Here is a 14,783-nt window from a genome sequence, read left to right as displayed (position 1 = left end):
CAATGCCATAAATATAACGGAAAGCTAATAAGCCCAAACCAAACTAAAATTTTATTTGATAATATCTTTTGGCTGATATAAGCCCCCCCCATTAGAACCTGCGATAATAATAAAAATAGAACCTAGAATAGGTATTATTGCCCATTTACCCGGAAATGGCATAGTCTTAGATATATGCAAAAATCCATATATAAGTATGGAAATACCTATAAAGGCACATACATTAGACAAAGATCTGCCATCATTTGGAATGCCTTCTCTATATATAATTTTTGAAAAGTAATGATCTATCCTTAATTTAAAATTTTTAATAGTATTATTTTTATGTATATTTAACCATGCCAAAACAGCACCAGACAAAAGTTCCCAGAAACGCGTCTGCGGCGAATAAAATGTAGCTACTAAATCTTGTTTTATACTTTTTAGATTTAAAATAAAAGAAATTAACAGAATAATAACCGATATAGTTAGCAAATTAAATTTTTTCTTCCATAAAAACCATAATAAAAAAGGCCAAATTATATAGAATTGTTCTTCTATGCCAAGGCTCCATAGGTGTAGTAGCGGTTTAGTTTCAGCAGAGTTATCGAAATATCCGGCTTCGCTCCATAATATGAAATTTGCAATAAACCCTGCTCCGCCGGCCGTATGCTTACCAAGCTGCTTATACTCCTCCGGCAATAAAGCAAACCATCCGAAAATAAGACATGCGAATAATACGACGAAAAGTGCCGGATAAATTCTTTTAATACGTCTAGCATAAAATTCATAGAAACTAAATGTTCCTTTTTCTAAATTATTAAAAATAATCGTAGAAATTAAAAATCCAGATATTACAAAAAATATATCTACACCTATAAAACCGCCACTTATTTTATTTGGAAAAGCATGAAAAGCCACAACAGATAAAATGGCTATTCCTCTTAAACCGTCTATATCTGGTCTATACTTTGGATGCTGTAAATCATTACTCATAGAATTACTCACTTATATTGTTTAATTTTTATAGATTTAAGCTCATAGAGAGTATGTTGTACTCAAAAAAATGAGCTGACCTATTCCTCCTCCACAACCAAAATCCTTGACTATCTCTTATCAAAATCTAAGTCGTTTACATAAAACCTAACGCAAGAATAATAAAGCATTAAATTTCATAACGAATCAATTTAATAAAATTTAGCCGTTCATTATAGATAGCAGCTCGGTGTTGTCTTTGGTTTTTAGCATCTTGGCGTATAAAAATTTCAGCGCCTCGACGTCGTCCATCGTCGAGATCGCCGAGCGCAGCGCCCAGATCTTTTGTAGATTTTCGCTACCTTGCAAAAGCTCCTCTTTGCGCGTGCCCGATTTGGTAATGTTGATCGCGGGGTAAATTCTGCGATCCGAGATATTGCGATCGAGGATGATCTCGCTGTTGCCCGTGCCTTTGAACTCCTCGAAGATCACGTCGTCCATTCGCGAGCCGGTCTCGATGAGCGCGGTAGCGACGATGGTAAGCGAGCCGCCGTTTTCGATATTTCGCGCCGCACCGAAGAAGCGCTTCGGCTTGTGCAGGGCGTTTGCGTCCACGCCGCCGCTTAGGACTTTGCCGCTGCTAGGCGTGACGGTGTTGTAAGCGCGCGCAAGGCGGGTGATGCTATCGAGCAGGATGACGACGTCCTTGCCGTTTTCGACGGCGCGTTTTGCTTTTTCGATGACGAGCTCGGCGACGCGGACGTGGTTAAATGCAGGCTGATCGAAGGTTGAGCTAAACACCTCCCCGCGTACGCTACGCTCCATATCGGTCACCTCCTCGGGACGCTCGTCGACTAGCAGCACCAAAAGCTCGACCTCGGGGTGGTTGCGCGTAATGCCGTTGGCAAGCTCCTTCATAAGCTCCGTTTTACCGCTACGCGGAGGCGCCGTGATTAGTCCGCGCTGCCCCTTTCCGATCGGGGTGAAAAGATCAAGCACGCGACCGGTAAGGCGCATTGGATCGTATTCGAGCTTGAGCTTTTCTGTCGGAAAAAGCGGCGTGAGATTGTCAAATAACGGGCGCTCTCTAGCCTCTTGAATCGATTTGTAATTGATCGCCTCGATCTTTAAAAGCGCATAGTACTTCTCCTGATCCTTCGGCTCGCGCACCTGGCCCGTGACGATGTCGCCGACGCGCAGGGCGAATTTGCGGATCTGGCTTAGGCTCACGTAGGCATCATTGGCGCTGTCGCTTAAATTTGAATCTATGCCGCGCAAAAAGCCGTAACCCTCGGCGGTAACCTCCAAAATCCCCGTAAAAAGTATGAAGCCGCCCTGCTTCGTCTGCATACGTAAAATTTCAAAAACGAGCGCTTGGCGGCGGAATTCGCGCGGGTTTTCGACGCCTAGCTCGTCTGCTATGGCGATGAGATTTTCAAGATCCATCGAGCGGAGCTCCTCGATCTGGTAGCCCTCGACGGGAACGTGCGTTTTAGCGTAAGTTTTTCTGCCGTTTTGATTAGAATTTGAAACGGCGGTCTGAGCGGAATTTTGATTTGTATTTTCCATTTGTCCTCTTAGAGTGTGAAGTTATTAAATTTAGTTTTAAAAGTCGCGAAATTTAAAATTTAGTTCTCTTTATAAGCACCGAACCTTAAAATTTTTTGTTGTCTTCTGCTGATGAGCTCGTCTATACTAAGATCGTCTAGCTTGTGCAGCTCGGTTAAGACGTAGTTTCCAAGCGCTTTTATCGCGCCGTCCTTATCCCTGTGGGCGCCCGTTTTAGGCTCTTTTATCACGTCGTCGATCAAGCCCAGCTCTTTTAGCTCCTCGGCTGTGATCTTTAGCGCCTTCGTAGCGGCCTCGCTCTTGCTCGGATCGTTCCACAAAATCGCAGCACAGCCCTCAGGAGAGATAACCGAAAAAATTGAGTTTTGAAGCATCGCCAGCCGATCAGCTACGCCAATAGCCAAAGCTCCGCCGCTGCCGCCCTCGCCTATAACGATGGCGATCGTAGGGGTTTTAATATCGCTAAGCTCATATAGATTTCGCGCGATTGCTTCGCTTTGGCCGCGCTCCTCGGCACCAAGTCCCGGATATGCACCCGGAGTGTCAATCAAAAACAAAATAGGAAGGTTAAATTTCTCGGCAAGTTTTGCTACGCGCAGTGCCTTGCGATAGCCCTCCGGATGGGGCATGCCGAAATTGCGCTTCAACTTATTTTTGGTACCGCGGCCCTTCTGCTCGGCGATTACGGTGATTTTGCGGTTACCCATAATACCCAGATAGCACACAATCGAAGGATCGTCCCTAAAGGCGCGGTCGCCGTGAAGCTCCCTAGCGTCTTGCAAAAGCGCACGAATATAATCGATCGCATAAGGGCGATCCGGGTGGCGCGCAAGCTGAAGTCTTTGGTATTCGCTTAAATTCTTATAAACTTTAGAAATTTCTTTTTCGAGGTTCTTATTTAAAATTTCGACCGCGTCCTCATCACCGCGAATTTTAGCGGCGGTGATGTCCTCGTCGATCTGCTTTATAGACTTTTCGAAGTCCAGATAGCTCGCCATTAATCTACTCTTTTGAAAATAAGCGACGCGTTTGTGCCGCCGAATCCGAAGTTATTGCTCATAACGCAATCGAGTTTGGCCTTCCTAGCTACGTTTGGCACATAGTCCAAATCGCAATCTGGATCTTTTGAAATTTGATTTATCGTAGGCGGTATGATGCCGTTTTTCATCGCTAAAAGGCTGATCGCAGCCTCTACCGCTCCGGCAGCGCCTAGGCAATGTCCTAGCTGGCCCTTGGTGGAGCTGACCGCAGGCACTTTGCCCTCGCCGAAAAGTTTTTTTAACGCCGCGGTTTCGTTTTTATCGTTTATTGCAGTGGATGTTCCGTGGGCATTGATATAATCAATCTTCGGGCGTCCCGCCATCTCGTAGGCCTTTTTCATAGCGCGGATCGGTCCGTCTAGGCTAGGCGAAGTGATATGATAAGCATCGCCGCTAGCGCCGAATCCTACGAGCTCGCCGTAAATTTTAGCACCGCGCGCTTTTGCGTCTTCTAGCTCTTCTAAAACCAAAGCCGCCGCGCCTTCGCCCATAACAAAGCCATTTCGCTCTGCATCAAACGGACGCGAAGCGTGCGCAGGATCGTCATTTCTAGCACAAAGCGCCTTCATCGCAGCAAATCCGCCGATACCTACGGGACAAACCGCAGCCTCGGCACCCACTGCGAGCATCTTTTTCGCTTCGCCAATCATAATAACTCTCGCAGCGTCCATAATCGAATGCGCAGAAGCCGCACAAGCCGTAACGCTGGATAAATTCGGACCTTTTAATTTATAATATATCGAAACAAAGCCGCCGAGCATATTTACTAATGCAGAAGGGATAAAAAACGGAGAAATTCGCCTAGGGCCGCGCTGCAAGCAGGTATTGGCATTTATCTCGATGTTCGGCAAACCGCCGATACCGCTAGCGGAGCTAACGCCGAATTCGTCGCTATCAAAGCTACTAAATTTAGCGTCATCCATAGCTTCGCCCGCAGCTTTAAGCCCGAGTTGGATAAATCTATCCATCTTTTTTATCTCTTTTCCATCCTCGATTATGCTCGAAGGATCGAAACCTTTTACTTCAGCTGCAATTTGAACCGGAAATTCGCTAGCGTCAAAGAGCGAAATTTTATCAACCCCGGTTTTTCCGTTACAGATATTTTCAAAACTGCTCTGTTTGTCAAGCCCGAGAGAGGTTACCATCCCGATGCCCGTTACTACGACTCGTTTCAAAACCGCTTCCTTAAAATTTTATTTCTTAGGCAAATTTTCTATATAATCTACTACGTCTTTAATGCTTACTAATTTTTCGGACTCGCTATCGGGAATCTCGATACCGAATTTCTCCTCTAAAGCCATTACAAGCTCAACTACGTCAAGAGAGTCCGCGCCCAAATCCTCGATAATTTTCGAATCTAGCTTAACCTGATCCGGGCTAACGCTTAGTTGCTCTACAACTACGTCTCTTACATCTTCAAATACTGCCATTTTAGCACTCCTTTAAAAAAATACCGCGTAATTCTATAATATTTAACCTTAAATTCCGCTATTTAACGCTACATATAGAGCCCGCCGTTGATTTTAAGCGTCTCGCCTGTAATGTAGCCCGCACCGTCGCTTAGCAAAAACGCAACTCCTTCGGCGACGTCGCTCGTGCTTCCGAGGCGCTTAAGCGGGATGCTCGCTTCGTAGCTTGCTTTTACGTCGTCGCTTAGCGCGTCCGTCATATCCGTAGCGATGAAGCCTGGAGTTATGCAGTTGAAGCGGATGCCGCGCGCTGCGCCCTCCTTTGCGAAACTCTTACTCATCGCGATCATTCCGCCCTTGCTCGCGCTGTAATTGACCTGCCCGGCATTGCCCATTTCGCCGACGATCGAGGCGATGTTTACGACCGCGCCGAAGCGCTTTTTGCTCATTAGTTTTAGGGCTTCGCGGCAGCCGATGAAGGCGCTGCTTAAATTTGCTTCGATCACGCCCATGAAGTCTTCCAGCTTCATCCTAAGCGCGAGCTTGTCGTTCGTGACGCCCGCGTTATTTACGAGATAGCTTAGCTCGCCGTCGCTTTGCGCGATCAGGGCAATCGCCTCGCTAAATTCCGCCTCGTTCGTCGCGTCAAATTTTATCACCGCACCCTCTCCGCCGTTTGCGCGGATCTCCTCTAGCAGCGCGTCAGCTATCTCGGGCTTTGAGCGATAATTGATCCATACCTTAAGCCCATAGCCCGCTAAAGTCCTTGCGATCTGTGCGCCGATACCGCGGCTTGCGCCCGTGATTAAAACATTTTTCCCGCTAAATTTCATACTTATCCTTTTGTTAAAATTTTAATCTCTAGCGTAAATTTATCCAAATTTACCTAAATTTTAGCAGTTTAAATCTACTCGCGACCCGCGCCGTTTAAATTTCAAAATAGCGCCTCATCCATCTCCGCGGGCTTTGGCAGCCCCATTAGCTTTAGTACGGTCGCTGCGACGTTGCTAAGCCCAAGTCCGCTTTTTAGTTCATGCACGCCGCGCCCTAGCACGAAGCAAAATACGTCAAAGGTCGTGTGGTTGGTTAAAATTTCGCCGCCAGCGTCTCGCATCGCCTCGCAGTTTCCGTGATCGCTAATCTGCACGTAGGCGTAATCGTGCGCCTTCGCCGCGCTTAAAATTTTACCGATGCACTCATCCACCGCTTCGACCGCCTTTACCGCGGCGTCGTAATTGCCCGTATGGCCGACCATATCGCCGTTTGCGAAATTTACGACGATGAAATCGATCCCCGCTTCGATGCCGCGAATCACCGCATCGCACACCGCAGGCGCGCTCATCTGCGGCTGCTCGTCGTAGGTTTTTACTTTGGGGCTCGGGATCAGCACGCGAGTTTCGTTCGGCAGCGGCTCCTCGACGCCGCCGTTAAAGAAAAACGTCACGTGTGCGTATTTTTCGGTCTCGGCGGTGTGAAGCTGCGTAAGACCGGCTTCTGCGATCACTTCGCAAAGCGTGTTTTTTAGCACGGGCTTCTCAAATAGCAGTGGAAATTTAAAGCTCGCGTCGTATTCACTCATCGTGATTAAATTTTGCACGACGAATTTTCGCTTGAATTCGCCGAAGCCCTCATCGCCCAAAGCCGCGCAAAGCTCTCTAGCGCGATCGTTTCTAAAATTTATAAAAATAACTCCGTCATCCGCGCCGATACCGCTAAAGCCGTTAAAGATCGCAGGCTCGATAAATTCGTCGCTCACGCCGCGCTCGTAGCTTTGCAACACGTATTCGCTCGGCAAAATTTCAAGCGGCGCCGCTTCGCCCATAAGCACGTCGTAAGCGCGCTTCACGCGATCAAAGCGCTTGTCGCGATCCATCGCATAAAAGCGCCCGCTCACGCTCGCAACTTTAAATTTAGCCTGTAAATGCTTTAAAAATTCCGCTCCGCTGCTTGGCGAAACGTCGCGCCCGTCGGTGATAGCGTGCGCCCACGTCTCGCAACCCGCATTCTGCGCTATCTCGCAGATCGCGTCAAAATGGCGCAGATGTGAATGCACGCCGCCGTCGCTGTAAAGCCCTATGACGTGCGCTCTGCGGCACTTTGAAAGCAGGCTTTGTAGCGCTTCGTTTTTCTCAAGCGAGCCCTCGTCGATCGCGCGATCGATTTTGACTAGGTTTTGATACAGAATTCTACCGCTTCCGATCGTCATGTGCCCTACTTCGCTATTTCCCATCTGCCCTTGCGGCAAGCCCACGGCAAGCCCGGAGGTGTGCAGCAGCGTATTGGGCACGTTTTTAAAAAGATAATCATAGGCGGGCTTTTTAGCATTTGCGAACGCGTTAAATTTATCGCTCGCATTAAAGCCGATGCCGTCGGTGATAAGTAAAATCGTCTTTTGCCCCATTTTGGCTCCTAAATTTCGTCTAAATTTCGCCGTGCAGGCCTTTTGAGGCGGATCTGCGGCGCTGTTTTTACGAGCGGCATTATACTTTCTTTTAGCAAATGCGACAAAATTTCATCCGCCCTAAAAGCTAAATTTTACCTCTTTTATACTAAAATGCGTATTTTCATAATAAAATTTCATAAAATTTCAAAGGCAAACTTTGTTTTATTATCTTTATCATCTTACGAATATAAATTTCTTCCAATACATCACCGCGCGCGCAGGCCTTGCGTTTTTTATCGCTTTTTGTTTTTCGGTCTGGGCTATGCCGCGGTTTATCCGCTGGGCGCAAAATAGACACGCCGCGCAGCCCATCTACGAGCTCGCGCCGCAAAACCATCAGAAAAAGAGCAAGACCCCTACGATGGGCGGGCTCGTTTTCGTTACCGCCGCGGTGCTTGCTAGCCTGCTGTGCGCCAAGCTAAACAACGTCTTCGTGCTCTGCGGCCTGCTTTGCCTTACGGGCTTTGCGTTCATCGGCTACAAAGACGATATCTCTAAAATTTTAGGCCGCCAAAACCACGCAGGCCTTAGCGCGCGGGCTAAATTTGCACTGCAAAATTTCTTGGCTTTTCTGATCGGGGCTACGCTTTATGCTTTTAGCGACCTGGGCGGGGAATTTTTCGTGCCGTTTTTCAAATACCCTCTGCTAAATTTATGGATCTTCGCGCCGCTGTTTTGGACGATCGTGATAAGCGCTAGCTCAAACGCGGTAAATTTAACCGACGGGCTAGACGGGCTAGCGACCATTCCTTCGGTGTTTTCGCTCTGCAGCTTGGGCGTATTTGCCTATCTTTGCGGGCATGCGATCTACTCGCAATATCTCTTGCTACCGCGCGTCGCGGGCGCGGGCGAGGTCTGCATCATCGTCTCGGCGCTGATCGGCGCGCTGCTTGGGTTTTTATGGTTTAACTGCTACCCCGCCGAAGTCTTTATGGGCGATAGCGGTAGCCTCAGCGTGGGCGCGTTTTTAGGATACTGCGCGGTCATCACGAAAAATGAAATTTTACTCATAATGATCGGCTTCGTCTTCGTCATCGAAACGCTCAGCGTGATCTTGCAAGTGGGCAGCTTTAAAATTTTTAAACGCAGAATTTTCCTGATGGCGCCGATACATCACCATTTCGAGCTTAAAGGCTGGGTCGAGAACAAAATCATCATCCGCTTTTGGATCATCGCGCTGATCGCAAATATCATAGCGCTGACATCGCTGAAACTGAGATAAAATGCGAGCGCAGATTGAGCGCAGTTTTTTGAAAGATGCGAGAGAAACGGCGAGATGGCTGAGCTTGGCGCGGGCGAGATAACTCGAATTTTATGGGGCGAAAGGGGAGAAAAATGAAAAAATCGCTATTTGGCTACGGGCTTACGACTAGAGCGATCGCCGAGCACTGCCGCGACGAAGGCTGCTGGGAGATCTACGACGATAAATTTGAAATTTCTTCGGGCGCGCCGAAGCTGGACGAGTTCGGCAATGCGCTTTTAAACCCAAGCGAGTTCGATCCCGCCGCAAGCGAGCTTGAAATCCCGAGCCCGGGCTTCCCGCCGCATCACGAACTGGTGCGAAAGGCACGAAATTTAATCAGCGAATACAACTATTTCGACGATTACGAAGGTCTTAAAATTTGGATCAGCGGCACGAACGGCAAGACGACGACGACGAAGATGATGCAGCACCTGCTCGAGCGATACGGCTCGCAAATGGGCGGCAACGTGGGCGTCCCGCTTGCAAAGCTTGATAAAAGCGCCAAAATTTGGGTGCTGGAGACGAGCTCATTTACGCTGCACTACACCAAGCACGCGCGCCCCGACATCTACGTGCTGCTTGCGATCACGCCCGATCATCTCAGCTGGCACGGCGATTTCGCGGAATATGAGCGCGCCAAACTCTCGCCGCTGCTAGAAATGCGCGAAGGCTCCGTGGCGCTGATCCCGCGCGCCTACGAAAGCTCCGCCGCCGCGCAAAACAGCCTTGCTCGCGTAATCTGTTACGAGGACGAAGCGGATCTGGCGCAAAAATTCAGCATCGATTTAGGCGAGATAAAATTCCGCACCCCCTTTTTGATCGACGCGCTTTTGGCGCTGTGCGTGGAGAAAATTTTATTCGACAGATACGACGCCATGCGACTAAACGACTTCGTGATCGAGGGCAATAAGCTCGAAGAGCTTACCGACGCGCGCGGCAGGGTCTGGGTCAATGACACGAAGGCCACCAACATCGATGCATGCGCGCAGGCGCTGAAGCGATACGCGGGGCGCAAAATACATCTGATCCTCGGCGGCGACGATAAAGGCGTGGATCTGCACCCGCTTTTTGCGGAGTTTAAAAAATACAATCTGCGAATTTACGCAATCGGCTCAAATACCGATAAAATCGTGCTTTTATGCGACGAGTACAATCTTCCTTGCGTGCGCTGCGAAATTTTACAAACCGCGGTGAGCGAAATTTCGAAGCGGTACCGAGGCGCGGATTTTGAAAAAAGCGGCGCGAGCGAATTGGAAGTACAAAATTCAAGCACGGATAGCAGGTGTGACGGCGACAGCAAGGCAAAAGAAAGCGCAAAGATCGGCGAAAATACGCCGTATGAAGGGGGCGGCTCATCTGCCGCAAGCGACGACGCCTATTCGCCGAAACGCCGCACAAACGACGGTGAAACTCGAAATTCGCAGAATTCTAAAAATTTCGAAAATTTTAAAAATTCCATACATTCTGCGAGCGAAATAGCGCTGTTAAGCCCTGCATGTGCCAGTTTGGATCAATTTAAAAGCTACGCCGAACGCGGCGAGCTATTTAAAAAACAGGTCGCACAGCTTGGATAAATAGGCCTATCGAGGTTAGCCAGATCGAGCTGAGATTTTATTTAACACAGCATGCAATCGCATTATAAAATTTCAACGCTTCTGCCGCGCGGATATATCTAAGCAATCTAAAGCCAAAGCATGCCTCGCGACGTCACACAACCATTGGCTTTGGCGCAATGTTTATATAAAGATGCCTCGCCAAATCAAAAAATTTAAAGCCATTTTCAGTGTTAAATTTATCTAATTGTAGCCCGTTGTCCGTTATGCGCGCAAATTTAAAACAATGCTATCTTCTAGCGCAAATTTATCTACTTTGCATAGCCCAAGACCAAGCGTACAATTTGCAAAGTCAGCCAAATAGTAAAATTTTATATCACTTTGCTTTTTAGATCGATAGCTTATTTTGATTATTGCAAATTACTGCACAAGCAATATTTTCGCTACTGAAATTTAGAAAATTTTAACTGAGTATATTTAGTTGTTTTGGGGCGCAATGTGCAAAAATCTTGCGAAAATCGATGATTTTAACCGAGATTTAAGTATTGCATGGCTAAAATTACTTTTCTTTTTCGGTGGTTGGATAGCTCAGTCGGTAGAGCAGCAGACTGAAAATCTGCGTGTCGGCAGTTCGATTCTGCCTCTAACCACCATTGCCTATTTTTTACAATCTAACACAATCCAATAAAACCCCTAAAATACGGACTTCAAGAGATTTTAACCCTCTAAAGCAGTCTAAAATAATCAAGCAAAGCTAGCAATTTAAAAACATTTTAAAAATATTTTTGGCAAAATTCCGAAAGCCAAGCGAAAAAATATTTTTAAAACTTACCAAATGCCCTATCTAACGGGCTTACAAGGCACTCCAAAAAATGTTTTAAAACGCTTGAAACGCCCAAAATGGGGGTTTTATCAAGCTTAAAAAAACGCCGCAAAAGCAAAAAATATTTTAAACCTCATCAAATCCCCCTATTTTAGGCACACGCAGAACAAAAAGGCGGCGATTTTAAAAATATTTTTGCGCGGGATTTTGAGCCGAAAACCGAAAAAATATTTTTAAATCGTCTCAAATAACGCATTTAAGGGAGTTGGAACGCAATGGCTAGGATAGTAAAACCGCTTAGTGATAAGCAAATCAAAGAGGCAAAGCCAAAAGCCAAAGATTACAAGCTCACGGATGGCGACGGCTTGGGGTTGATAGTAAGCAAAAGCGGGCGCAAGCGCTGGGTATTTGCTTTTATTAGCCCCGATACGGGCAAGCTGAATAACACGGGACTAGGCAACTACCCCGTTTTATCGCTAGCCGAAGCGCGAGAGAAGCGAACCGAGCTTAAAAAGCTAGTGATGAGAGGTATCGACCCTATCACGGAAAAGAAGCGCGCCAAAGCTCAAAGAATAAGCGAGCATAATCTCAGTTTTGAAAAGGTCTTTAACGAGTGGCTAGAGTTTGAGACTAAAAGCATACTGCCCCAAACGCTAAAGACCAAGCGCGGACGCATTGAAAACCACGTAATGCCGATACTAAAAGATAGGGGCATAAAAAGCATTACTCACGGCGAGATAGCGGACATCCTTAAAGAAACGTCAAAGACTACGCCGCAAACCGCCGAGATAATCAACCAAATTTTAAACCGCGTCTTTTTATTTGCCGTATCGAGCGGGTATGCGGAGCTTAACATTATGGCAAATATCGACGCCAAAAGCCTAATCCCTAAAACCAAAGTCGAGCATTACGCCAAGCTAACCGAGCGCCAGGACTTAAAGGCATTTTTTAACGCCATTTATGATTATCCCCATTTTGAGACGATTAAAAATGCGATGAAGCTATGCCTACACCTACCGCTAAGAGCCGCGCCGCTGTCGCGCCTAAAATGGGATTACGTAGATTTCGATAGGAGGCTTTTAACCATTCCGCGCGCCGAGCAGAAAATCAAGCGTAGCGAGATAGGCGATTTTAAACTACCTCTTAGCGATGAGGTTATGCGGATACTTGAGGACCAGGCGAAATTAAGCAGGGCATACGAGCATATTTTTATTAACTCGCACTTTACGGGGCATATCCACAAAGACACCGCCACGAACGCGATTAAAGGCTTTGACTTTAGAGATAGGCAGACGGGGCGCATCGTAACCCTGCATAGCCTGCGGGGCATATTTATGACGCAGGCGTTTAACAATATGCAAAAGCACGGAGTAAGCAAAGAGGCTATCAAAAAGGCGCTAGACCACCTACACGGCGATAAAGTGGATTTAAGCTATTCCGAAAAAGCCGATTTTTTGGACGAGCTTAAAATTTTGCTGGACTGGTGGAGCGGCTACATTCTCAAAATAAAAAACAACTAGGAGGCAAGAAATGGCAAAAAGCGAGATACTAAGCAAGGGTGTAAAAATATCCGAAAGTAGAGATACGCAAGGCGCAAAAGACGATAAAGAAAAACAAGATACGGAGGCGATAGAACAAGTTTTAACCGATATTAGAGAAAAGCTAGAATACATCGATAAGGCAAGGCCTAATCCTAATTTACTGATTGCCTTTAACGAAATGATAAAAAATAAAGACGATGATGAATTCTTTCCTACTACTTACAACCCCGATTTATTCCCCAAGTTTAAAATTTTAACTCCTTTTTACCAATCAGACGAAGCCAAAGAGGCAATTTTAAACGCTTTCGTAGATTTCTTTAAAAATATTAAAGAGGCAAAAGCTAAGAAAAGCGACATCGTCATAAGATACGAAAATTATCTTGAGGCGTTGGAGCTTTTAAATCACACTTTTTATTTTAGCGAGTATTCAACGGGCAAGCCGTATATCCACGACCCTTTTGGTCGCAATTGCGATTGCGACCCTTATCCAGAATACGAAAGATTTATGAGAGCAGCAACCGAATATTTTGCGCCGTTTAAAGAGCGAAAGGATAGATACGACCTTTTAAACAACACTCAAAAGATAAGAGATAAATTTTCAAACATCTTGATTTTAAAAGCGAAAATGTATCAGATCGTTGGCGTGGATAAAAACAAAAAAGCTAGGCTAGCAAATAAAATATACAAATATTTTTATCCTAACGATAAAGACGCGCAAGACGCCTAAAAATATTTTTAGCCCCGATAAAAGCTCTATTTTAAGGGCTTTTATCCTTTAAATTACCTGCCGATTTTATTCACAATTAAACACTTTTATTCATTCGCCTAAAAATATTCTTTCTTGTTTAACTTTTTCAATCTCGCCATAATTCGCACAATCTCTGCAGAGATAATCCAAATAATAAAGGCTAAGCAATGAGAAAAAGTGAAGTATCTAAGAACGGCGCAGATTGCTAATATCTACGGCATAGGCTTAAGCACGGTGTGGTATTTTGCTAAACAAGGCTTTCTAAGACCGATAAAATTTAGCAAAAACATCACCTTTTTTGACCCCTCCGAAGTAGAGGCGTTTTTTATGAGAAAGGCGGCGCAAGATGAAGTCGCTGTTTAAGGACGAAGCCGAGAAAAGGCGGTATTTACGTTTTTACGCCTATTTATCTAAATATCCCGATATTAAGGCGATATACGCGCAGGCGGACGCTCAGGAGCAAGGCGAGCGACAAAAGGGCGCGTTGAAGCCCTAAGCGTAGCGTTTGACCTATTCGAGGAACGCGAGAACGAGATAAATCAAAAGGCTATCGCGGACTTTGCGAGCGAGTGCAAAGACCTAAAAAATGCGCCCGAGCATTACGAAAAAATGCTAAAAGCGTGCTACCCCGATATTTATCTCAAATACTTACAGGACGAGCTAGACGGAAGCAAAACGGCGAATTTTAAGGATGTAGCCTTTGATTTATTCCTAGCGCTATCAAAGCAGAACGAGCAAATGCAAGAGCTACTAACCGAGAACGAAAGATTTGCCCTAACCTTTTTAACTACAAAGGGGGGCGAGCAATGGGGCGGAGTAAGCTAAATTTTACACCTAGCGCATTTTGTTTCAGCGCGGGCGATAAGGATATGCTAAAGGCATTTAAAAGGCAGCTACATATCTACAAGGTGCAGAGCCTGGACGGAGCGTCGCAGGAGCTGTTAGATTGCGCTTATGACTTATTTCACATCACGCGGACGCAAGAGGAGAGTATTAAGGCCTTAGAGGTCAAAGCGGGCATAAGAGAGGAGCGGAAAAAATGAGAACGTCGATAGTAAAAAAGCAGATTTTGTTAAAAATGATAAATAGCGATAAGCCCATAAGGGCGGCAAGCATTATCGCAAGTAATCAAAACGTCTATTTGCTACAACTAGAGCAAAGCGGATTGATAAGTCGCAGATGGCGAGATGAGGTAAAGAAAGACCACAAAATCGCTTATTTCAAAGACGACGCCCAAAGAGCTAAAGCCGTCCGGTGGCTAAAGGCTGTGGGCGTAGAAATAAAAGAGCAAGGAGGTCAAAATGAGCGCGATAGTAAAATTTAACAATCTTGATTTAGAGATTTTGGAGTATCGCGATACGTGGAGCTTATCAGATAGACAAGTAACCCAAGCTTACGGCGTGACCCAAGAAGCGGCAAGGAAGCAACACACGCAGGGCGCGACGGAATACGTCGAGGGC

General features: G+C 46.2%; 16 protein-coding genes and 1 tRNA gene. 10 read left to right on the top strand and 7 right to left on the bottom strand.

Going from position 1 to position 14,783, the window contains the following annotated elements; all coding sequences use genetic code 11:
- Nucleotides 1-51: 51 nt before the first annotated feature.
- The 7 genes from Q0340_RS03490 to gpmI all read right to left on the bottom strand — a co-directional run bounded on the left by Q0340_RS03490 (nt 52) and on the right by gpmI (nt 7,373).
- The gene (locus tag Q0340_RS03490; RefSeq protein WP_298082177.1) at nt 52-975 is read right to left on the bottom strand and encodes an acyltransferase; all 924 of its coding nucleotides are present in this window, start codon (nt 973-975) and stop codon (nt 52-54) included.
- Between the two features lie 201 nt (nt 976-1,176).
- Complete coding sequence (gene rho, locus Q0340_RS03485) at nt 1,177-2,523, bottom strand: transcription termination factor Rho (protein WP_005873347.1); 1,347 nt, start codon at nt 2,521-2,523, stop codon at nt 1,177-1,179.
- 59 nt (nt 2,524-2,582) lie between these two features.
- The gene (gene accA, locus Q0340_RS03480) at nt 2,583-3,521 is read right to left on the bottom strand and encodes an acetyl-CoA carboxylase carboxyl transferase subunit alpha (protein WP_298082176.1); all 939 of its coding nucleotides are present in this window, start codon (nt 3,519-3,521) and stop codon (nt 2,583-2,585) included.
- Nucleotides 3,521-4,738, bottom strand: a complete 1,218-nt coding sequence (locus tag Q0340_RS03475; RefSeq protein WP_298082175.1) for a beta-ketoacyl-ACP synthase II — start codon at nt 4,736-4,738, stop codon at nt 3,521-3,523. Before Q0340_RS03475 ends, accA begins: the two co-directional genes overlap by 1 nt.
- A gap of 18 nt (nt 4,739-4,756) precedes the next feature.
- Complete coding sequence (acpP, locus tag Q0340_RS03470; protein WP_005873350.1) at nt 4,757-4,993, bottom strand: acyl carrier protein; 237 nt, start codon at nt 4,991-4,993, stop codon at nt 4,757-4,759.
- 68 nt (nt 4,994-5,061) lie between these two features.
- Nucleotides 5,062-5,805, bottom strand: coding sequence for a 3-oxoacyl-ACP reductase FabG (gene fabG, locus Q0340_RS03465; RefSeq protein ID WP_297879893.1), 744 nt, complete (start codon nt 5,803-5,805; stop codon nt 5,062-5,064).
- 101 nt (nt 5,806-5,906) lie between these two features.
- Nucleotides 5,907-7,373 carry a 2,3-bisphosphoglycerate-independent phosphoglycerate mutase gene (gene gpmI / locus Q0340_RS03460; protein ID WP_298082174.1) on the bottom strand — a complete coding sequence of 489 codons (1,467 nt, stop codon included), beginning with the start codon at nt 7,371-7,373 and terminating at the stop codon, nt 5,907-5,909.
- A 199-nt stretch (nt 7,374-7,572) separates the two neighbouring features.
- Between gpmI and mraY the strand changes: the two genes are divergently transcribed.
- From mraY to Q0340_RS03410, 10 genes are all read left to right on the top strand, one after another.
- Complete coding sequence (mraY, locus tag Q0340_RS03455) at nt 7,573-8,637, top strand: phospho-N-acetylmuramoyl-pentapeptide-transferase (protein ID WP_298082173.1); 1,065 nt, start codon at nt 7,573-7,575, stop codon at nt 8,635-8,637.
- Between the two features lie 113 nt (nt 8,638-8,750).
- The gene (murD, locus tag Q0340_RS03450) at nt 8,751-10,232 is read left to right on the top strand and encodes a UDP-N-acetylmuramoyl-L-alanine--D-glutamate ligase (RefSeq protein WP_298082172.1); all 1,482 of its coding nucleotides are present in this window, start codon (nt 8,751-8,753) and stop codon (nt 10,230-10,232) included.
- Nucleotides 10,233-10,788: 556 nt separating this feature from the next.
- A tRNA-Phe gene (locus Q0340_RS03445) sits at nt 10,789-10,864 on the top strand.
- Nucleotides 10,865-11,309: 445 nt separating this feature from the next.
- Nucleotides 11,310-12,554 (top strand): integrase arm-type DNA-binding domain-containing protein, encoded by a 1,245-nt coding sequence (locus Q0340_RS03440; RefSeq protein ID WP_298082171.1) that lies wholly within the window; start codon nt 11,310-11,312, stop codon nt 12,552-12,554.
- A gap of 10 nt (nt 12,555-12,564) precedes the next feature.
- The gene (locus Q0340_RS03435) at nt 12,565-13,302 is read left to right on the top strand and encodes a hypothetical protein (protein WP_298082170.1); all 738 of its coding nucleotides are present in this window, start codon (nt 12,565-12,567) and stop codon (nt 13,300-13,302) included.
- A 198-nt stretch (nt 13,303-13,500) separates the two neighbouring features.
- Nucleotides 13,501-13,686 (top strand): helix-turn-helix domain-containing protein, encoded by a 186-nt coding sequence (locus tag Q0340_RS03430; protein ID WP_298082169.1) that lies wholly within the window; start codon nt 13,501-13,503, stop codon nt 13,684-13,686.
- The gene (locus Q0340_RS03425) at nt 13,670-13,819 is read left to right on the top strand and encodes a hypothetical protein (protein WP_298082168.1); all 150 of its coding nucleotides are present in this window, start codon (nt 13,670-13,672) and stop codon (nt 13,817-13,819) included. Before Q0340_RS03430 ends, Q0340_RS03425 begins: the two co-directional genes overlap by 17 nt.
- A gap of 113 nt (nt 13,820-13,932) precedes the next feature.
- Nucleotides 13,933-14,148, top strand: coding sequence for a hypothetical protein (locus tag Q0340_RS03420; protein ID WP_298082167.1), 216 nt, complete (start codon nt 13,933-13,935; stop codon nt 14,146-14,148).
- Nucleotides 14,130-14,366, top strand: coding sequence for a hypothetical protein (locus Q0340_RS03415; protein WP_298082166.1), 237 nt, complete (start codon nt 14,130-14,132; stop codon nt 14,364-14,366). The genes Q0340_RS03420 and Q0340_RS03415 overlap by 19 nt, the downstream gene beginning before the upstream one ends.
- Nucleotides 14,363-14,647 (top strand): hypothetical protein, encoded by a 285-nt coding sequence (locus Q0340_RS03410; RefSeq protein ID WP_298082165.1) that lies wholly within the window; start codon nt 14,363-14,365, stop codon nt 14,645-14,647. The genes Q0340_RS03415 and Q0340_RS03410 overlap by 4 nt, the downstream gene beginning before the upstream one ends.
- The last annotated feature ends 136 nt before the right edge of the window (nt 14,648-14,783 follow it).

The sequence above is a fragment of the uncultured Campylobacter sp. genome (assembly GCF_938045595.1).
GTDB lineage: Bacteria > Campylobacterota > Campylobacteria > Campylobacterales > Campylobacteraceae > Campylobacter_B.
The sequence above is the reverse complement of the archived record's forward strand: the minus strand, read 5'-3'. Positions and strand labels throughout refer to the sequence as shown.

Excerpts from the sequence above, each read along its gene's own strand:
- Q0340_RS03490 (WP_298082177.1), bottom strand. The coding sequence starts at position 975 with ATGAGTAATGATTTACAGCATCCAAAGTATAGACCAGATATAGACGGT.
- rho (WP_005873347.1), bottom strand. The coding sequence starts at position 2,523 with ATGGAAAATACAAATCAAAATTCCGCTCAGACCGCCGTTTCAAATTCT.
- accA (WP_298082176.1), bottom strand. The coding sequence starts at position 3,521 with ATGGCGAGCTATCTGGACTTCGAAAAGTCTATAAAGCAGATCGACGAG.
- acpP (WP_005873350.1), bottom strand. The coding sequence starts at position 4,993 with ATGGCAGTATTTGAAGATGTAAGAGACGTAGTTGTAGAGCAACTAAGC.
- fabG (WP_297879893.1), bottom strand. The coding sequence starts at position 5,805 with ATGAAATTTAGCGGGAAAAATGTTTTAATCACGGGCGCAAGCCGCGGT.
- gpmI (WP_298082174.1), bottom strand. The coding sequence starts at position 7,373 with ATGGGGCAAAAGACGATTTTACTTATCACCGACGGCATCGGCTTTAAT.
- murD (WP_298082172.1), top strand. The coding sequence starts at position 8,751 with ATGAAAAAATCGCTATTTGGCTACGGGCTTACGACTAGAGCGATCGCC.
- Q0340_RS03440 (WP_298082171.1), top strand. The coding sequence starts at position 11,310 with ATGGCTAGGATAGTAAAACCGCTTAGTGATAAGCAAATCAAAGAGGCA.
- Q0340_RS03435 (WP_298082170.1), top strand. The coding sequence starts at position 12,565 with ATGGCAAAAAGCGAGATACTAAGCAAGGGTGTAAAAATATCCGAAAGT.
- Q0340_RS03425 (WP_298082168.1), top strand. The coding sequence starts at position 13,670 with ATGAAGTCGCTGTTTAAGGACGAAGCCGAGAAAAGGCGGTATTTACGT.
- Q0340_RS03420 (WP_298082167.1), top strand. The coding sequence starts at position 13,933 with ATGCTAAAAGCGTGCTACCCCGATATTTATCTCAAATACTTACAGGAC.
- Q0340_RS03415 (WP_298082166.1), top strand. The coding sequence starts at position 14,130 with ATGGGGCGGAGTAAGCTAAATTTTACACCTAGCGCATTTTGTTTCAGC.
- Q0340_RS03410 (WP_298082165.1), top strand. The coding sequence starts at position 14,363 with ATGAGAACGTCGATAGTAAAAAAGCAGATTTTGTTAAAAATGATAAAT.